This is a genomic window from Bradyrhizobium roseum, from assembly GCF_030413175.1.
Lineage (GTDB): Bacteria > Pseudomonadota > Alphaproteobacteria > Rhizobiales > Xanthobacteraceae > Bradyrhizobium > Bradyrhizobium roseum.
The window spans coordinates 3,593,260-3,610,606 of sequence record NZ_CP129212.1; the positions used below are offsets into that span (position 1 = coordinate 3,593,260).

General features: G+C 59.4%; 18 protein-coding genes and 1 pseudogene. 9 read left to right on the forward strand and 10 right to left on the reverse strand.

What is annotated here, in order from left to right; all coding sequences use genetic code 11:
• Positions 1–10: 10 nt before the first annotated feature.
• Positions 11–922: a DUF2189 domain-containing protein gene (locus tag QUH67_RS17200; RefSeq protein WP_300947845.1), complete on the reverse strand. Its 912-nt coding sequence runs from the start codon at positions 920–922 to the stop codon at positions 11–13.
• Positions 923–1,210: 288 nt separating this feature from the next.
• On the opposite strand from QUH67_RS17200, the gene QUH67_RS17205 reads away from it, so the two are divergent.
• Both QUH67_RS17205 and QUH67_RS17210 read left to right on the forward strand, forming a co-directional pair.
• Positions 1,211–1,591: a DUF3597 domain-containing protein gene (locus QUH67_RS17205; protein ID WP_300947846.1), complete on the forward strand. Its 381-nt coding sequence runs from the start codon at positions 1,211–1,213 to the stop codon at positions 1,589–1,591.
• A gap of 159 nt (positions 1,592–1,750) precedes the next feature.
• Positions 1,751–1,954: pseudogene (locus QUH67_RS17210) on the forward strand (fumarylacetoacetate hydrolase family protein); the annotation flags it as partial.
• A 15-nt stretch (positions 1,955–1,969) separates the two neighbouring features.
• On the opposite strand, the gene QUH67_RS17215 reads toward QUH67_RS17210, so the two are convergent.
• On the reverse strand, positions 1,970–2,242 hold the full coding sequence (locus QUH67_RS17215) for a GNAT family N-acetyltransferase (RefSeq protein ID WP_300948078.1): 273 nt from the start codon (positions 2,240–2,242) through the stop codon (positions 1,970–1,972).
• Between the two features lie 283 nt (positions 2,243–2,525).
• Between QUH67_RS17215 and QUH67_RS17220 the strand changes: the two genes are divergently transcribed.
• On the forward strand, positions 2,526–2,927 hold the full coding sequence (locus QUH67_RS17220) for an SPW repeat protein (RefSeq protein ID WP_300947847.1): 402 nt from the start codon (positions 2,526–2,528) through the stop codon (positions 2,925–2,927).
• Between the two features lies 1 nt (position 2,928).
• Here the strand turns inward: QUH67_RS17220 and QUH67_RS17225 are convergent, their stop codons facing one another.
• Positions 2,929–3,351 carry a hypothetical protein gene (locus tag QUH67_RS17225; protein WP_300947848.1) on the reverse strand — a complete coding sequence of 141 codons (423 nt, stop codon included), beginning with the start codon at positions 3,349–3,351 and terminating at the stop codon, positions 2,929–2,931.
• Here QUH67_RS17225 and QUH67_RS17230 point away from each other — a divergent pair.
• Positions 3,350–4,978, forward strand: coding sequence for an acyl-CoA synthetase (locus QUH67_RS17230; RefSeq protein WP_300947849.1), 1,629 nt, complete (start codon positions 3,350–3,352; stop codon positions 4,976–4,978). The genes QUH67_RS17225 and QUH67_RS17230 overlap by 2 nt on opposite strands.
• Positions 4,979–4,981: 3 nt before the next feature.
• Entirely contained in the window at positions 4,982–5,839 is an 858-nt protein-coding gene (locus tag QUH67_RS17235; protein ID WP_300947850.1) for a PCC domain-containing protein, read from the forward strand.
• Positions 5,840–5,877: 38 nt separating this feature from the next.
• Here the strand turns inward: QUH67_RS17235 and QUH67_RS17240 are convergent, their stop codons facing one another.
• From QUH67_RS17240 to QUH67_RS17250, 3 genes are all read right to left on the reverse strand, one after another.
• Positions 5,878–6,087 carry a hypothetical protein gene (locus QUH67_RS17240; RefSeq protein ID WP_300947851.1) on the reverse strand — a complete coding sequence of 70 codons (210 nt, stop codon included), beginning with the start codon at positions 6,085–6,087 and terminating at the stop codon, positions 5,878–5,880.
• Positions 6,088–6,095: 8 nt separating this feature from the next.
• A complete protein-coding gene (locus QUH67_RS17245; RefSeq protein WP_300947852.1) occupies positions 6,096–6,767 on the reverse strand; it encodes an outer membrane protein in 672 nt (223 codons plus the stop codon).
• A 512-nt stretch (positions 6,768–7,279) separates the two neighbouring features.
• Positions 7,280–7,603 carry a hypothetical protein gene (locus QUH67_RS17250; RefSeq protein WP_300947853.1) on the reverse strand — a complete coding sequence of 108 codons (324 nt, stop codon included), beginning with the start codon at positions 7,601–7,603 and terminating at the stop codon, positions 7,280–7,282.
• A gap of 91 nt (positions 7,604–7,694) precedes the next feature.
• Here QUH67_RS17250 and QUH67_RS17255 point away from each other — a divergent pair, with 91 nt between their 5' ends.
• The 3 genes from QUH67_RS17255 (at position 7,695) to QUH67_RS17265 (ending at position 9,726) form a co-directional block, all read left to right on the forward strand.
• Positions 7,695–8,471 (forward strand): AAA family ATPase, encoded by a 777-nt coding sequence (locus QUH67_RS17255; RefSeq protein WP_300947854.1) that lies wholly within the window; start codon positions 7,695–7,697, stop codon positions 8,469–8,471.
• Between the two features lie 67 nt (positions 8,472–8,538).
• Positions 8,539–8,766, forward strand: a complete 228-nt coding sequence (locus QUH67_RS17260; RefSeq protein ID WP_300947855.1) for a hypothetical protein — start codon at positions 8,539–8,541, stop codon at positions 8,764–8,766.
• A gap of 87 nt (positions 8,767–8,853) precedes the next feature.
• Positions 8,854–9,726, forward strand: a complete 873-nt coding sequence (locus QUH67_RS17265; RefSeq protein ID WP_300947856.1) for a hypothetical protein — start codon at positions 8,854–8,856, stop codon at positions 9,724–9,726.
• Positions 9,727–9,738: 12 nt separating this feature from the next.
• Here QUH67_RS17265 and QUH67_RS17270 read toward each other — a convergent pair whose 3' ends face one another.
• The 3 genes from QUH67_RS17270 to QUH67_RS17280 form a co-directional block, all read right to left on the reverse strand.
• Positions 9,739–11,682, reverse strand: coding sequence for an NACHT domain-containing protein (locus tag QUH67_RS17270; protein ID WP_300947857.1), 1,944 nt, complete (start codon positions 11,680–11,682; stop codon positions 9,739–9,741).
• A 291-nt stretch (positions 11,683–11,973) separates the two neighbouring features.
• Positions 11,974–14,970 (reverse strand): excinuclease ABC subunit UvrA, encoded by a 2,997-nt coding sequence (gene uvrA, locus QUH67_RS17275; protein ID WP_300947858.1) that lies wholly within the window; start codon positions 14,968–14,970, stop codon positions 11,974–11,976.
• Between the two features lie 312 nt (positions 14,971–15,282).
• The gene (locus tag QUH67_RS17280; RefSeq protein ID WP_300947859.1) at positions 15,283–16,002 is read right to left on the reverse strand and encodes an outer membrane protein; all 720 of its coding nucleotides are present in this window, start codon (positions 16,000–16,002) and stop codon (positions 15,283–15,285) included.
• Between the two features lie 491 nt (positions 16,003–16,493).
• Between QUH67_RS17280 and QUH67_RS17285 the strand changes: the two genes are divergently transcribed.
• Positions 16,494–16,994, forward strand: coding sequence for a single-stranded DNA-binding protein (locus QUH67_RS17285; protein ID WP_300947860.1), 501 nt, complete (start codon positions 16,494–16,496; stop codon positions 16,992–16,994).
• Here QUH67_RS17285 and QUH67_RS17290 read toward each other — a convergent pair.
• Positions 16,991–17,341 (reverse strand): low molecular weight protein tyrosine phosphatase family protein, encoded by a 351-nt coding sequence (locus QUH67_RS17290; protein WP_300947861.1) that lies wholly within the window; start codon positions 17,339–17,341, stop codon positions 16,991–16,993. The genes QUH67_RS17285 and QUH67_RS17290 overlap by 4 nt on opposite strands.
• Positions 17,342–17,347 lie beyond the last annotated feature (6 nt).

The following is a 17,347-nucleotide window of genomic DNA, read 5'->3' on the forward strand; positions in this document are numbered from 1 at the left end:
CCGCACGGGCCTACGCGCTGTCCTTGCTGCGCCACGGGAACAGATTGGCGGGGAAATCGGCCGCCGGCTTGCGCTCGCGGTGCGGGCGCGGCGGGAGCGGCTGCGGATTGAGCGCCGGCTCAACCACTTCTCGGTAGAGGTGCCAGGTGGCGTGGCCCAGCAGCGGAATGACGACGGCAAGGCCGATGAACGCCGGCAGCGTCCCCGCCACCAGCAGGAGCGCCACGATCAATCCCCACGCCGCCATCGGCACGGGATTGCGCGCGACGGCGCGCAGCGAGGTCACCATCGCATCGCCGGCGCCCGCATGGCGGTCGAGCATCAACGGGAACGACACCACGCTGATGCAGAGCGCGACGAGCGCGAACAGGAACCCGACACCGCAGCCGACCAGGATCAACCACCAGCCTTGCGGCGTCGCCAGCACGCGCGCGGCAAAATCGGAAATGCCGGTTGCGCCGGCATAGCCGAATGCGGCGATATAGATCGCCTGTGCGGTTGCCACCCACGTCGCGAACAGCGCGAACAACAGCACACCGAGTCCGAGCATCGCGCCGAACGACGGCGAGCGCACGACCTCGATCGCATCCCAGGCCGTGGCCTCTTCACCGCGTTCACGGCGACGGCTCATCTCGTAGAGACCGAGCGCGGCAAACGGGCCGAGCAGGGCAAACCCGGCGGCGAGCGGAAACAGCAGCGGCAGTACCGAATAGCCGAGCACGGCGCGCGCCAGCACCAATCCCAGGACGGGGTAGATGATGCACAGGACGACGGCGTGGGTTGGAACGGCCTTGAAGTCTTCCCAACCGCGCTGCAGGGCCCGATGCAGTTCCGTCAGGCCAATGGTTCGGATGACGGGCGCGGTGGCGGGATTTGGTCCGCTTTGCGCCATCGATGTGACATTGCCGTGATACGTCGCCATGGTCGCTGTCTCCCTCGCGGTCGCAGTGCGCCAGCAAGGACGCAAACGCGCCGCTTCATAGAATGATCGCGATCAGGCCAGACGCGAAGACAAACGGAACCGGCCATGTCGCGAACTGAATTGCCAGCGTACTCCCATACAGCCGGCGAACGCACTCACGCTTCGGTGAATGTTTCATTGGCCAAGCGTCGCCCGTCTGGCTAGACTTGTTGTGATCCCGGCTGGCGCTGCCGATCGGACGGTGCCGCAAGAGATTCACTCCATCCTCAATTTCATTGGGAGCGAACGATGAGCATTTTCGGAAAAATCATGGGCGCGATTTTCGGTACCAAGGCGGACGCCGCGCCTGCTGGCGGCGGCGCGGCTGCGGGCGGAGGATCCTCCGGAGGTGCCGCGGCACCGGCAGCAGCGACCGTCGACGTCGCCCCCATCCTCGACCAGGCGGTGAAGGCCAAAGGCGAGAAGCTGGAGTGGCGTACCTCGATCGTCGATCTGATGAAGGCGCTCGATATCGACTCCAGCTTCGCGGCGCGCAAGGAACTCGCCAAGGAGCTCGGCTATACCGGCGACAGCAACGATTCCGCCAGCATGAATATCTGGCTGCACAAACAGGTCATGACCAAGCTGGCCGCCAATGGCGGCAAGCTGCCGCCTGAGATCAAGCACTGACGCTTCGTTCGGTTTGCGCATGCAAGGGCCCGCGGCGACGCGGGCCTTTCCTTTTGGCGCGATTGCGATGCAGCAACGCGCAAGCGGTATCCACTTCGCCGTGAAGACCAAGCAAAACGGAGGAAGCCATGAGCGATGTCGACCGCAGGACGGTTTTGGCATGGGACGGTCAAGCAGAACTCGGACCTGAGCAACATGATCTGGAACGTGGCCGAGCAGATCGCCAAGCTTTCGGAAGCCTTTGAACTCAAGGCGGGTGACATCATCTATTCCGGCACACCGGAAAACGTCGGCCCGGTCGTGAAGGGCGACGTGCTGTTGTGCAAGCTCGAGGGCCTGCCGGATATGTCGATCCGGATTATGGGAGGCGGGGAACTTTCACGCCGTCAGATCGACGAACTCCGGGTTCTTGCGCAGATAGTCCACCACAAAACCGCAACCGGCGATGACCTTGCGGCCGTCGGCGCGGATCAGTTCGAGCGAGCCCCTCACCAGTTCGGAAGCAATCCCGCGGCCTCGTAACGCGCGGGGTGTTTCTGTGTGGGTGATGATGACTGCCGTAGGCGTGAGGCGATAATTCGCAAACGCCACGGCGCCGTCGACGTCGAGTTCGAAGCGATTTTGAGTCTTGTTGTCGCGAACGGCGGCCATGGCGATTCCCGGATGAGTGATTTTCATGTAGGGGCATGGCCGCAGCGATGCAAACCGGCGAAGGAACGGCGCGACCGCAGGTTCCGCGCGTTGGTGCAGCGCAACGACGGGGCGTCCGCGGGCGTAGCGCGCAAGATCTTCGCATGCGGACCTTGCAACGGTGTGCAGGGCCCCTAGGTGTTTTGGATGACATACGCCGCCGCGGCGGCAGGGTCTGGGCCTAAGTCGAACATGCGCTGATCGCGGCCGCCCATGTATGCCTCTTCTTAAAGGGAGGTTTGCCATGTCGGGCATTGGTTTCTTCAGCAAGCATCGGACGTGGGAAGACTGGTGCGGCATGCTGCTGGGCGTGCTGATCGTGGTGTCGCCGTGGTTTCCGTTCTCCAACCATGACGTGATGGACGCCGAACGCAGCACCATGATCCTCAATACGTTCGTGGTCGGCATGCTGGTGTTCGGCCTGGGCCAGCTCGAATATGTCGCACTGCAGCGCTGGGAGGAGGTGGGCGAGATCGTGCTCGGCCTCTGGCTGATCGCCTCGCCGCTGATTCTTGGATATTCCGGCGACGAGGCGCTTCGCATGTGGCACATGACGCTCGGTGCCATCGTCGCCGCGCTGGGCGCGCTTCAGCTCTGGCAGGACTGGCGGCTGAGCGAGCAGGAACTGGCCAAGCATTCCCAGTAGTTTATTTGGCGAGCAAAGCGCCGGATTCGTCGTGGCGCGGCAGGATGCCAGCCGGCAGGGCGGCTGTGCCAGCCAAGATCAGCTTTCGCGGGTAACCGTGGTGATCCCTTGAATCATGGGTGGAGTTGATGGACGGGCGCGCCGGGCCGGCTATGGTGATGCGCACAACGCTTGCCGGGAGAATACCATGGCCAATGAAAAAGGCCCCAACATCAAAAAGAAGCAGAAATGCAAGAACTGCGAGGGCAAGGGCCTGCTGAAGAAGGGCGACCGGGTGGTCAAGTGCCAGCGCTGCAAGGGGACCGGTGTGCGCTGAGGCCGGCCCACGGATTTGAGCAGGCGGCAGGCTTTCTGCTATCGTTGCGCCGAGCTGACTACGTCTGTTGTTCGAAAATGCAGGTTGATTCCCGGTGTCTGAAACCATGACGATTCCCGTTCCGCGCGGCGGCTTGGCGCGGATGTCGCGCCGGGTGATGAACCTCGCGCATATGCTGACCCAGAACGCCCGCCGCCATGGCAACCGCACTGGCTTCGTGTGGGGCGACAGAACCTGGACCTGGCGCGAGATCGACGGTCATGTCTCCGCGCTGGCGGCCGGCCTCGCCGCGCGCGGCATCGTCAAGGGCGATCGCCTTCTCGTGCATTCCAAGAATTGCGACGAGATGTTCTGGTCGATGTTCGCGGCTTTCCGGTTGGGGGCGGTCTGGGTGCCGACCAATTTCCGCCTGATGCCGGACGAGGTCGCCTATCTCGCTTCCGCCTCCGGGGCGAAGGGGTTTTTGTGTCATGGTGATTTTCCCGATCATGTGACCGCTGCGGCCAATCCCGCGCTCGAATTCACCTGGCGGATCGGCGAGGGGGCGTTCGGCGAGCGGGAGGTGAGCGAGGTGATCGCGTCGCACGCCGGCGCCAGGGTCGAGAACGCTGCGGTCGAGTACGACGATCCCTGCTGGTTCTTCTTCACCTCCGGCACCACCGGCCGCTCCAAGGCCGCGGTGCTCACCCACGGCCAGATGGCCTTTGTGGTGACCAATCATCTGGCTGACCTGACGCCCGGCACCACGGAGACCGACGCTTCGCTGGTGGTCGCGCCGCTGTCGCATGGCGCCGGTGTGCACCAACTGATGCAGGCCGCGCGCGGCGTGCCGACCATTTTGCTGCCGACCGAAAAATTCGATATCGCCGAAGCGTTCCGCCTGATCGAAACGCATCGCGTCAGCAACATGTTTACCGTGCCGACGATCTTGAAGATGATGGTCGAGCACCCTGCGGTCGACAAATACGATCACTCCTCGCTGCGCTACGTGATCTATGCCGGCGCGCCGATGTATCGCGAGGACCAGAAGGCGGCGTTGAAAAAACTGGGATCGGTGCTGGTGCAATATTTCGGGCTTGGCGAGGTCACCGGCAACATCACGGTCATGCCGACCAGCCTGCACGATCCCGAGGACGGTCCGCAGGCCCGCATCGGCACCTGCGGCTTCGAACGCACGGGCATGCAGGTCTCGATCCAGGGCGACGATGGGCGCGAACTCAAACCGTTCGAGACCGGCGAGATCTGCGTGATCGGCCCCGCCGTGTTCGCGGGCTATTACGACAACCCCGAGGCCAACGCAAAGGCGTTCCGCGACGGCTGGTTTCGCACCGGCGATCTCGGCCACATGGACGAGGAGGGCTTTGTCTACATCACGGGCCGCGCTTCCGACATGTACATCTCGGGCGGCTCCAACATCTATCCGCGCGAGGTCGAGGAGAAGATTCTCACCCATCCCGCGATCGGCGAAGTCGCCGTGCTCGGCGTGCCCGACCCGTTCTGGGGCGAGGTCGGCGTCGCCGTCTGCGTTGCGCGCGAAGGCGCGGCCAAAGTGAGCGAAGCGGAGCTGGCGGCGTTCCTGTCGCCGAAAGTGTCGCGCTACAAGATGCCGAAACGGTTCTTCTTCTGGGAGGCGCTGCCGAAATCCGGCTACGGCAAGATTCCGAAGCGGCTGGTGCGTGACGAACTCGAGGCGCGGGGCTTGCTCGAACTCGTCGCGCAGTCGACGGGCTCTTGACCGATGCGCAATATTGAGCAGCCCGGGCCGGCCGCACCCGAACGTATCCAATGGGTCGCGGCGCGGGGCCGGGCGTTCTCGTTCACGCTCGCCGCCGGCCTGCCGTTGCTCGAGGCCGCGCGCCTTGGATTCGCCGAGGCCGGGTTTGTGGGCGGCGTGCTGGGAATGCGGGAAGGGGCTCTGGGGCCGTTTGCCTATGTGATGCCGGCGCTGTCGAAGACCGGCGCCAATGCGGCGTTTTACAGCGACACGTTTCGGCCATCCGGAGTCACGCGGCTGAAATGCGGCGCGATGACGCTGGGTGAGCGCGACGGTACGCCGTTTTTCCACTGCCACGGCCTGTGGACCGAGACCGATGGCCATCTACACGGCGGCCATATTCTGCCCGAGGAGAGCATCGTCGCCGAATCGTTTGAGGTGGAAGCGTTCGGCATCGACGGTGCCGTCTTCGCGGCCGAACCCGATTCGGAAACCAATTTCAAACTGTTCGGTCCGGTCGCGCGCGTCGGCACGAATGTGAAGGCCGAACGCCGCGCCTTCGCGATTCGGCTGCGGCCGAATCAGGATTTTGCCGCGGCGCTGGAGACGTTCTGCCGGCAGCACGGGATTTTGCGCGCGCGAATCCATGGCGGCGTCGGTTCCACCATTGGGGCGCACTTTACGGACGGAAGGACCGTGGTGCCGTTTGCGACCGAGCTTGCGATCAAGTCAGGTGGAATCGCGCCCGGCGCCGACGGCACGCTGCAGGCGGATCTCGATATCGCGCTGGTGGACTATCTCGGCGGCATCGCGGAAGGCCGGCTGATGCGCGGCGACAATCCGGTGCTGATGACGATGGAACTGGTGCTTGAGGTGGTGTGAAGTTTTTGAAGGATCGGCAACCACGCATGGACGCCGCGTTACGGCGCCGCGTCCGCCATCTCATCGAGGAGATCGCCATGGATCGCCGGCGACGGGAGGCCGTTGTCCGGCGCGCATTCGCGCACTCCGTTGGAATTGGCCCATACAAAGGCCTTTGCCCACGCCAAGGCCTGCTGGTTCTGCAGAAGGGTGTCACCCGCTTTCGCGGGTGACAATTGTTGATACGCAGTCTGGAACACCTGGTTCACGGCGTTCATTACCGGAAGTGGTAGTTCACGCCGACCTTGATGGTGTGGAAGTCGAGATTGCCGGAATCCAGCAGGGCTCCCTGACCGAAATTATAGGTCTCGCCGCCGAGGCTGGTGTACATGTACTCGGCCTTGGCCGACCAGCTCGGCGTGAACAGGTATTCGAGGCCGCCGCCGATGGTGTAGCCGGTGTGAGTCTGGCTGTCCGAAACCGACAAACCCGGCACCGAAATCGTGGCCTTGTTGTTGGCCCAGGCGTAGCCGCCCTTGGCGTAGAGCAGCATCGCATCCATGGCGAAGCCGGCGCGGCCGGTAACGCTGCCGAACGAGTTGATCTTGGATTCCTGCGTCAGCAAAATGCCGCCGCCGAGATCCTCGGTGAAGCTGTCCTTGATGCTGGCGCCGGCCGCGTCGACCTCGATACCGAACACGAACTGGCTGCCGGGAAGCTGCCAGTTGTAGCCGACCGTGCCGCCACCGAAACCACCGGTGCCTTCGTTGTCACCGCTGCCCCAGCCGAAGCCGCCCATCGCTCCGATGTAGAAGCCGGACCAGTTATACGCCGGAGAAATCATCGCCGCCGGAGGAGGGGCCTTGTAAGGACGCGCCTGCATGTCGGCAGCCGAGGCCGCGCTCGCGACCGACAGGGCCGCCACGCCAGCGAGAAGTAGTTGTTTCATATTCTGTCCCCTAAAGTTGATCACTCGTACAAACCCCCTTACGGGCTCGATAGCGAACCGATCGCACCAACATGGTGACGTATCGTTGTGGAAGCGGGCGCGAACGCGCCCCCAATGAGCCGACTACAAGCGACGTCCGTTCAGGTGTGAGGACGTTGCTTGCAGGTTAACCATACGATGGGTATGCCGGCAAAAATTGGACTGAAGCGCGACCATGCATTGGCGCAGACAGGTTGCTAATTCGACGGCCGTGCGACGATGTGTGGCGTGAATGCGTTCATGATCTGTGGAGAGCGTGGCATTTGTCTTCGCTCGATGTGATCCAGCGCGCTGAATTTGGATTCTCCTGCAGATCTGCAGCATTACGAGTGCAAATCGACAAGCGATCTATTTGTGGCGCCAGTGAATTATGGATGTCGTGGCAACGATCGCAACGAGGGACAGATTGTCGCAACGTTCCGGGTCCGAGCATTCGAACGTCACGCGTGGCATTCCGCAACAGCGTTCGCGCTTCACGGCCGCTTTCGAACGTGAACGTTGATGTCGAGATCGATATCGCTCACGCATGTCTGAATCGTCTGATGCGATCCGCCTTCATGCGAGCGGCCCGCGCGCGGGCGTGCGTTGCTGACGTTCGCCAGCTTGAGGCAGCGCCATTGCGGCAACGGGCCTGAACTCCCGCCATCGAACTGCCAGGCCAGCACGACCTCTTCGCCACGCTTGTTGATGCCGATGATGTGCGGGCATAGCTCGCGCGCGCGGCCGCCGTAGACGCAGACGACCTGCTGTTCACCGAGGATGGCGTTGCGGAAGAGGGTGTAGGTCTCGGAAGGCATGGGGCTTCTTGCAGCGGGGGCACGATCTGGGGTTGCGCGACGATCGGGATATATGCAGAGAATAGCATGTTGTTCCATCGGACCCGCGCGTATGGCCATACGACGAAACAAGCCGATCAACCTGCCGGCGCCCTACCTCAAGCGCATCTGGCTCGACCCGTCGAAGATCACCGACCGCGAGGCCTATCCGTTCTGCCTGCCGTTGCTGCGCGACGACTTTGAACTGCGTTTCGATAAGGCCATCACTATCATCGTCGGCGAGAACGGCACGGGCAAATCCACGCTGCTGGAAGGCATCGCTGTGCTTGCCGGCTATGACGAAGCCGGCGGCGGCAAGGGATATATGACGGTCGACCATTCATGGGCGCTGGAAAAAATGGGAGGCCGATTGTCCAGCGCGTTGCGGGCGAGCTGGCTGCCCAAAATCACCAAGGGCTGGTTTTTCCGCGCTGAAAGTTTTTTCTCGGTCGCCCGGTACCTGGACGAGATGGCCCAGAAATATCCAATGGGAGGAGGCCCGCCGCCGGACTTCCTCTCGCATTCGCATGGCGAAGGCTTTTTACGCTTCTTCGAGGAGCGCTGCCAGCGCCAGGGCATCTTCATCTTCGACGAACCGGAATCCGCGCTGTCGCCCTTGCGCCAGATCGCATTCCTGAAACTGATGCGGCGAATGGAAGACATCGGCCACTGCCAGATCATCATGGCCACGCACGCGCCAATGCTGATGGCCTACCCGAACGCGACGCTGCTGCAACTGACGAAACACGGGCTGGAGCCGGTGAAGGTCAAGGACACCGACCACTACAAGGTCATGCGCGAGTTCTGCGAGGACCCGAAGGGGTTTGTGGATGCGGCGATCGTGGAGTAGACGCAAACGAGGTGTTTATATACCCCTGCTTAGGAACTGATGTGTAGTGAAAATCGGAGATTTTTTTATGAAAGACTGGATGGGCCTGGTGGTCGCGTGGGTGCCATTTCTGGTGCTCATCGTGGCATGGTTCTGGTTTTCACGTCGAAATGGAATGCAGGCGCGTAGCTCGTCCGGGACGACGCTGATCGAGCTTTACGCGCAGCAGGTCGAAGAAACCCGCCGCATGAATCAGTTCCTGGAGCGGATTGCTACGTCGATGGAGAAGCGAGAACGCATTGGATCGAGTGGGTAGAGAAGCGAACGAGTTTGCCGCTCAATGATCTCGGCGCGGATCACTGAGGAGCGTGAAGCTAGGAGATAATAGACTGAGGAGATTCGAATGGCTTATTCTGCTACGGTTATTCCGGTGATGATTGCATCTCCTGGAGATGTCCTGAGTGAGCGCAATGCCGCCAGAGAAGCGATCCTTGACTGGAATTATGTTAATTCCCTTTCGTCAAAAACGATTCTTACGCCTGTTGGATGGGACACGCACGCCTCACCTGACCTAGGAGGAAGACCTCAAAAACTAATCAACGAGCGTATACTGAAAGACTGCGATCTGCTCGTCGGAATTTTTTGGACCCGCCTAGGGACACCGACGGGAGAAGCCGAAAGCGGCTCCGTTGAAGAAATCAAAACGCATATTGCCGAGGGCAAGCCGGCAATGGTGTACTTTTCCGACGCACCAGTTGCGCCTGCGAGCATCGATCCCAAACAGTACGATGCGGTACGCAAATTTCGAGCTTGGTGCGAACAACAAGGTCTTATTTCGACCTATGACAATCTTCCAGACTTTCAATCCAAATTTGGAAGAGAGCTGCAGATTCAGATGAACGGCCACAGTTACCTGAAAAAATTGCGGAAAAACGTTGATGCTAATGGTATCTACGAAGATAATACAAAAAGTTCTTTGGAGCAGCGATCCTCAAGCATCAATTTATCAGATGAATCTCGTGTTCTCTTGCTTGAGGCCGCCCAAGATCAAGGCGGCACCATTCTAAAAGCAGTGTATATAGGCGGAGCGCACATTCAAACACATGGTAAAACGTTTGGAGAAGGAGCTGACCGGCGGCTTTTTGCAAAATGGGAATTTGCAATTGAGCAGCTGCATCAACTAGGCTTCTTGGTCGCACGAGGAAGTAAAGGCGAAGTTTTTGCACTTACTGCGCAAGGTTACGAAGCGGCCGATAAACTTAAGGCCAGTCTGTAGCTGAACCCTCGCTCAACGTTGTTGCTTTGCCGCCGAGCGAGATGGCCAATCAGGTAGATGTTGATCTACTAGAGATTTTGGTATCGAAAGATATGTCGGCAGTTTGAAGCCATCAATCAACCCCTTCCTTCTAACGTGATAGATATCCCCATCACCGTCCGGATTCACAAAATCATAGTATTTAGAGATCATGTGAGCTGGGTTTTTAGTGACAATGAGCGATAGCAACTTATTGTACTGGTTGTGATCGCTGACGGTAATCCGCCGTTGCGCATTTTTCATGCTGACATGCTTGCCCATGTTGATCCATAGAGTGAGCAAAGCAAAAAAAGACAAGATGACTGTTGTGTCTTGATAGAAATCAGGCTTCTCCAGCACGAGTCTGTTGACGAAGGCATCGTAGAATTGCGGAGGCAGGTCGTTTCTTGAAAGCACATTCAAAACTAGGTCGGAGATGTACGAACTTGGATTGGACGAGATGGCCACAGCAATTGCCAACTCCGCGCCCAAACTCTGTAGTATGGCTGGACGTCTCGGAATCGAAGGCAGCTTAACTATATATTCCGCCGTTAAATATTCTTGGATCGATTTGTGTGCAAATTCATACTGCTCGTACGCGCTTTGTAAAAACAAGCCGGTGTGGCTTTCAATTTCCGCAACGACTAATTTAGTTTCAGATTCATCAAGCCCAAAATTGGTGTGGATCTGCTCATAAGCGCCAAAGAAATCAGCTTGTGAAAATACTGAACGTCTGGTCTGGGTCGTGAGATAAAAAGCTAAATGACTTAAAAACTCAAACTTTCGGTCTGCCTCAAACTTCGCGTATTTCGACTGGCGTCTTATGGAGCGTTGCTGATCCCACTCCTCCAACAGCAAGCCAACGATTTTCCTATAAACGGTTTTAGGTCTATCCGGTATCTGACCGATTCGCTCATAAATTGCGCAGAGGTGGGCCAGCGACAGCGGTTTTATGGCGGTATCAGCGAAAGGGCTGCTGTACAAGTCAGATACGAAGCGATTCTTATCCACCTCATTGCCGATCCAGCGGCTAGCAAACATTTCGATTTGTTCTCTCTTGAGGTTTGCGATCTCAAACGTTCGCGAATTATCCAAGCTGTAGTTGAATTCTCCAGTGCGGCAAGTTACCACGACCTTTGATGAAGTCAGCGCCGAAGTCAGTTTTCGTATTTCATTTGCGATTTCGACCATGGCAGAATTGTTAGGATACTCATCAAAGCCTTCCAAAATGATGAGTGGCTTCAGAGCATTTAAGAAGATCAGAAACGACCGATCCTTGAAGCTTTTCGTCAGCTCGGTCTCTTTTTCTTCCAGAGGGCCAGTGAAGCGAAATTTAAGCGGAATTATCGCTTTTAGTTCATTGAGTATTACGCCGTCGTTGTGTGTACTCGGCGGCAAGTCTCTGAACTTTATCAATAAAGGAAATGCGTATTTTTCCATCTGCTGATTGGATAGTAGACGCATACAGAGGCGCTTCATAGAAGTTGTCTTGCCAGCCCCTGGCTGGCCAAGAACTATGCAATGGTCATTCTCTTCGAAGATTGCATTTTCTAGTGGGATAGTTTGTTCGCGCTCGACCGAATCCAGATGAAGTCGAGATGGGGTGAGGTACGTATCCAGTTGTATGTAGATGTCGCTGAGTGTCTTTGTACCTCGAAGATCAGCAAAACCAACTTTTGTTGACCACCGTTCTACGCTTTGAAGATGTGACTGCAGCGTGCTTGATGCTTCAGAATTTGATACGCTAACATCTGCGCCGGCGGTTTCTGGAGGATCAAGTTTGATTCGCTCCAACTCATCGTCAGACATTTTTTTCTTCATTTCGGCACGTTTCCGTTCAAGAGACGTGCTGTTGAAATCGTCAACTCGACCTTTCAAAAACTCTTTTGACTTCGAAACCGCTAATTCGAATATTGGCTTACCGGTAAAATGCGACATAGAGAATACCCCAACTGTAATGCGCCTAAGAGTGACGCTTAGGTTGGGGGACGTCAATGACGGTTATTAAAAGTTGTCTCGCTTCTTGTTCAGAATCGCAGGTAGGAGGCGCAAAGTGCGTATCGACCTAAGGCAAATTGACAGTCGATACTTGGCTTTCCGCGTGGATCTGCTGGAAGATACATTCCGGAATGAGGCATTCCCGCTAATCTAAAGACTAATAAAAAGGTGAGTTCTCGCTCAAAGGACCAAGAATGCCGTAACGATTGCTGGGCTGTGACTACGAGTTAGTTACTCCGCCGCCTCGCTCGCCGTGCCGCTCTTCCTCGGCTTGCCATCCGCCTTCTTCAGCACCGGGGCCAGAAACTTCCCGGTGTAACTCCTCGGCGCTTTCACGATATCCTCCGGCGGACCCCAGGCGACGATTTCGCCGCCGCCGTCGCCGCCTTCTGGGCCGAGGTCGATCACCCAGTCGGCGGTCTTGATGACTTCGAGGTTATGCTCGATCACGACCACCGTGTTGCCCTGTGAGACCAGCTCATGCAGCACTTCGAGGAGTTTTGCGACGTCGTGGAAGTGCAGGCCGGTGGTCGGCTCATCGAGGATATAGAGCGTGCGCCCGGTGGCGCGCTTTGACAGCTCCTTCGCGAGCTTGACGCGCTGGGCTTCGCCGCCGGAGAGCGTGGTGGCCTGCTGGCCGACGTGGATGTAATCGAGACCCACACGATGCAAGGTCTTGAACGTTTCGCGGACGCGCGGCACGGCCTTGAAGAACTCGGCGGCTTCTTCCACCGTCATGTCGAGGACGTCGGCGATGCTCTTGCCCTTGAACAGGACTTCGAGCGTTTCGCGGTTGTAACGCTTGCCCTTGCAGGTGTCGCAGGTGACGTAGACGTCGGGCAGGAAGTGCATCTCGATCTTGATGACGCCGTCGCCCTGGCAGGCCTCGCAGCGGCCGCCCTTGACGTTGAAGGAAAAGCGGCCGGGCTCGTAGCCGCGCGCTTTCGCCTCGGGGAGGCCGGCGAACCATTCGCGGATCGGCGTGAAGGCGCCGGTATAAGTCGCGGGGTTGGAGCGCGGGGTGCGTCCGATCGGCGACTGGTCGATGTCGATGATCTTGTCGATATGCTCCAGCCCTTCGATGCGGTCGTGCGGGGCGGCGCCTTCGCTGGCGTTGTTCAGCTTGCGGGCGATGGCGCGGTAGAGCGTGTCGATCAGGAGCGTCGACTTCCCGCCGCCGGAGACGCCGGTGACGCAGGTGAACAGCCCGAGCGGAATCTCCGCCGAGACGTTTTTCAGATTGTTGCCGCGGGCGTTGATGACCTTGATGGTGCGGCGGTGGTTCGGCGGCCGGCGCTCGGGGATCGCCACCGACAGTTCGCCGGTGAGATACTTTCCGGTCAGCGATTTCGGGTTCTTCATGATCTCGGCGGGCGTGCCCTGCGCCACGATGTGGCCGCCATGGGTGCCGGCGCCGGGACCGATATCGAGCACAAAGTCGGCGAGCCGGATCGCGTCCTCGTCATGCTCGACCACGATCACGGTATTGCCGAGGTCGCGCAGCCGCTTCAGCGTTTCCAATAGCCGCGCATTGTCGCGCTGGTGCAGGCCGATCGAGGGCTCGTCCAGCACGTAGAGCACGCCGGTCAGGCCGGAGCCGATCTGCGAGGCGAGGCGGATGCGCTGGCTTTCGCCGCCCGACAGCGTGCCGGAGGCGCGCGCGAGCGTGAGATAGTTCAGGCCGACATCGAGCAGGAACGACAGCCGCTCGCGTATCTCTTTCAGTACGCGGGTGGCGATCTCGTTCTGCTGCGCGCTGAGCGCCTTCGGCACGGTTTCGAACCATTCGCCGGCGCGCAGTACCGACATTTCCGAGACTTCGCCGATATGCTTGCCGCCGATCTTGACGCAAAGCGCCTCCGGCTTGAGGCGGTGGCCGTTGCAGGCCGCGCAGGGGATGTCCGAAAAATACTTTGCCAGTTCCTCGCGTGCCCATTCGCTCTCGGTCTCGCGGTAGCGGCGCTCGAGGTTGGTGATGACGCCCTCGAACGGTTTCTTGGTGTCGTAGGAGCGGACGCCGTCCTCGTAGGAGAACTTGATCTCGTCGTGGCCGGAGCCGTGCAGCAGCGCGGCCTGCGTTTTCTTCGGCAGGTCCTTCCACTTGGTGTCGAGCGTAAACTTGTAGAATTTTCCGAGCGCGGTCAGCGTCTGGATGTAATAGGGCGAAGAGGACTTGGCCCAGGGGGCGATCGCGCCCTTGCGCAAGGTCGCCTCCTTGTCCGGGATGACGAGGTCCTCGTCGATATGCTGCTCGACGCCGAGGCCGCCGCAGGCCGGGCAGGCGCCATAGGGGTTGTTGAACGAGAACAGCCGCGGCTCGATTTCGGGAATGGTGAATCCGGAAACCGGGCAGGCGAACTTTTCCGAGAATAGAATCCGTTCCGGCCCGCTCTTGTCGTGGATCTTGGCGGTCTTCTTGTCGGATTTCTTCTCGGGTTTCTTTTCCTCCGTCGTGCCCGCCGGCGCGTCGGCGTATTCGATCACGGCCAGCCCCTCGGCCAGCTTCAGCGCCGTCTCGAAACTCTCGGCAAGGCGCTGGCCGATATCGGGGCGGACCACGATTCGGTCGACCACCACGTCGATGTCGTGCGGGAATTTCTTGTCGAGAACGGGCGCTTCCGACAGCTCATAGAAGGTGCCGTCGACCTTGACGCGCTGAAAGCCCTTCTTGAGCCATTCGGCGAGTTCCTTCTTGTACTCGCCCTTGCGGCCGCGCACGACCGGCGCCAGCAGATAGAGCCGGGTGCCTTCCGGCAGCGCCAGCACGCGATCGACCATCTGCGAGACGATCTGGCTTTCGATCGGCAATCCCGTGGCGGGCGAATAGGGCACGCCGACGCGCGCCCACAACAGGCGCATGTAATCGTAGATCTCGGTGACGGTGCCGACGGTGGAGCGCGGGTTCTTCGACGTCGTCTTCTGCTCGATCGAGATCGCCGGAGAGAGTCCGTCGATCTGGTCGACGTCGGGCTTCTGCATCATCTCCAGGAACTGGCGCGCATAGGCCGAGAGCGATTCGACGTAGCGGCGCTGGCCTTCGGCATAGATCGTGTCGAACGCGAGCGAGGACTTTCCGGAGCCGGAGAGGCCGGTGAACACGGCGAGCTTGTCGCGCGGTATCTCGACATCGATGTTCTTCAGATTGTGCTCGCGCGCGCCGCGGATGGTTATCGCACGCGATGCCGAGCCGGCGTTGTTCTGGCGCTTCGCCCTGAGCACTTCATCCATGTCGGCATTCCAGGCGCGCGGAAGCGCGCCACGTTGGGCGCGAATGACCGGGCCGGCAAGCCGGGGTCAGGCGCCGATGACTGAAAGCCGGAACGTAGGAAGAACGGAGGGGGATTTCCAGTGCCGATTGCGAATCATCAACGGATTGTTTTGGGCAATCAGCGTTTGGCAGCAATCGTCAGCCGAACGGGAACAGCGCAAAGTAAATCGTGTCGGAAACGGAGAGGATTGCCAATTGGCGCATCGGTCGTGGCTTACATAAAAAGGCCGGCACGAGGCCGGCCTTTTCTCGATCTTAGGAACTAGTGGAGATTAGTACGCGCCGAACCTGTAGTTGATACGAGCGGTAACGACATCGACGTCTTGGCGAATGCGGTTCCGCGCTAGGAGGAAGCCAGCGGTGTTGAAGTCATAGGTCTTATCCTGCATGAACAGGTGATTGTATTCGATGCCAGCTGACCAGTTCGGGGCGAAGCCGTACTCCAGGCCTGCGCCGACGGCGGCACCCCAACGGGTTTCATCGACGCTGGCGAGTGAGGTGCCGACGCCAGTTACTAGCATGCGGTAGCGGTTGGAGGTCACAGCGGCACCGCCCTTGATGTAGAACAGAACGTTGTTGGCGGCATAGCCCACCTGACCCGTGAACAGGCCGAAGGCATCGATACGCGTATCGTTGGTCAGCGCCGGAAGAGCTGCGATCGCATTGCTACCGTGGAAGTCTGCCCAGTTGCCCTGCGCTTCCACGCCGAACACCCACGACGCAGCCTGCCAGCGGTAACCGATCTGACCACCGACGGTGCCGCCGGTTGCGTCATGGCTGCCTAGCGGGATAAAGGGGGCGGCAAAGGTTTCATCCCAAGTGTTGCGGCTCGATCCCCAGCCGCCGTTAACGCCAGCGTAAAATCCGCTCCAGTTATACATCGCGACAGCGACAGGTGCCTTGGTGTAGGGCCGGGCGGCCAGGTCAGCGGCGGCGGCAGGTGCGATACCCAGCGCGAGCAGGGCGGTCGTCGTCAACAAAATCTTCTTCACGTTTTTTCCTTTCGGCATGTCCCACGCAACTACCGGAGCAGTCAATTTCAGGTTGCTCGGTTGTATAGCCCGATACCGCCGCAAAATGCTGTCACTGGAAAACCACATCCGCGGCAAATGTAGGTAAGATGCAACCGATGCGGGTGGCAGGCGCGATGCGGTACAACCAAACAAAAGGCCGGAATATGATGCCGGCCTTTCGCGTCACGTCGGTCCATGAACCCGTATGTGTCGTCGATACCAGTCCCCTTGAGATGCCAGGCCGCCGGCGGAACAAAGCTGGAACATTGGCGGAGAAGATGCTATATGTGGATAACCGTTGACTTGCGGAGGGATCGCTAAGTCGGCGGGGCTTGCGCGTGTATAGGGTCGCCCCGGATGTCTGGAAACGGGCGCAGCAAGCGGATCAGCGACAGGTGAAGAATTGAAGGCGGCCGCAAGAAGTGGCCGAACCAGTGATTTTTGCCGGCAATATCGAGTGGAGAGCGGCGATGGCGGGAAGCGTAAACAAGGTGATTCTGATCGGCAACCTCGGCAAGGATCCTGAGATCCGGCGGACACAGGACGGGCGGCCGATCGCCAATCTGACCGTCGCCACCTCAGAAACCTGGCGCGATAAGAACACCGGCGAGCGCAAGGAAAAGACCGAGTGGCACCGCGTCGTGATCTTCAACGAGGGGCTCTGCAAGGTCGCCGAACAGTATCTGAAGAAGGGCGCCAAGGTTTACATCGAGGGCGCGCTGCAGACCCGCAAATGGACCGACCAGAGCGGCGTTGAGAAATACTCGACCGAAGTCGTGCTGCAGGGATTTAACTCGACCCTGACCATGCTCGACGGCCGTAGCGGCGGTAGCGGTAGTGGTGGCGGCGGCTTTGGCTCCGATGATTCCGGCGATTTCGGCTCCGGTAGCGCAGCCAGCTCCGCACCGCGGCGGGCAGTGGCTGCCGGCGGCGGTCGCAACAGCGACATGGACGACGATATCCCGTTCTAACGTCTCGCAGAAGGTGGCGCGGTTGGAGGCAGTAAGCGGCCGACCCTGGTTTCGAGGATCCGGACAAGCGCCGGATCCATGAATTCATAGTCGTCGGGAATGTCGAGGCAGATGACCCGTTTGCCCTTCAGGCTGGAACGGAACTTCCGGTTCAGCTTGTTGCGGTGGGTCTTCTCCATGACGAAGATGATGTCGGCCCACTCGACCTGTTCGGCCGACAACAGCACGTCCGCGCCGTTAGATATGCCGGCCGAGTCGGTTTCGATGTCCGGCCAAGTCGAAAAAACTTGTTCAGCTGTAGGACTGCGGAGGCGATTGGCACTGCAGACAAAAAGGACGTTGGTCACTTTGTC

Bases quoted from the DNA above. Each gene is read 5' to 3' on its own strand.
- QUH67_RS17200 (WP_300947845.1), bottom strand. From the start codon at position 922: ATGGCGACGTATCACGGCAATGTCACATCGATGGCGCAAAGCGGACCA.
- QUH67_RS17205 (WP_300947846.1), top strand. From the start codon at position 1,211: ATGAGCATTTTCGGAAAAATCATGGGCGCGATTTTCGGTACCAAGGCG.
- QUH67_RS17215 (WP_300948078.1), bottom strand. From the start codon at position 2,242: ATGGCCGCCGTTCGCGACAACAAGACTCAAAATCGCTTCGAACTCGAC.
- QUH67_RS17220 (WP_300947847.1), top strand. From the start codon at position 2,526: ATGTCGGGCATTGGTTTCTTCAGCAAGCATCGGACGTGGGAAGACTGG.
- QUH67_RS17230 (WP_300947849.1), top strand. From the start codon at position 3,350: ATGACGATTCCCGTTCCGCGCGGCGGCTTGGCGCGGATGTCGCGCCGG.
- QUH67_RS17225 (WP_300947848.1), bottom strand. From the start codon at position 3,351: ATGGTTTCAGACACCGGGAATCAACCTGCATTTTCGAACAACAGACGT.
- QUH67_RS17235 (WP_300947850.1), top strand. From the start codon at position 4,982: ATGCGCAATATTGAGCAGCCCGGGCCGGCCGCACCCGAACGTATCCAA.
- QUH67_RS17245 (WP_300947852.1), bottom strand. From the start codon at position 6,767: ATGAAACAACTACTTCTCGCTGGCGTGGCGGCCCTGTCGGTCGCGAGC.
- QUH67_RS17250 (WP_300947853.1), bottom strand. From the start codon at position 7,603: ATGCCTTCCGAGACCTACACCCTCTTCCGCAACGCCATCCTCGGTGAA.
- QUH67_RS17255 (WP_300947854.1), top strand. From the start codon at position 7,695: ATGGCCATACGACGAAACAAGCCGATCAACCTGCCGGCGCCCTACCTC.
- QUH67_RS17260 (WP_300947855.1), top strand. From the start codon at position 8,539: ATGAAAGACTGGATGGGCCTGGTGGTCGCGTGGGTGCCATTTCTGGTG.
- QUH67_RS17265 (WP_300947856.1), top strand. From the start codon at position 8,854: ATGGCTTATTCTGCTACGGTTATTCCGGTGATGATTGCATCTCCTGGA.
- QUH67_RS17270 (WP_300947857.1), bottom strand. From the start codon at position 11,682: ATGTCGCATTTTACCGGTAAGCCAATATTCGAATTAGCGGTTTCGAAG.
- uvrA (WP_300947858.1), bottom strand. From the start codon at position 14,970: ATGGATGAAGTGCTCAGGGCGAAGCGCCAGAACAACGCCGGCTCGGCA.
- QUH67_RS17285 (WP_300947860.1), top strand. From the start codon at position 16,494: ATGGCGGGAAGCGTAAACAAGGTGATTCTGATCGGCAACCTCGGCAAG.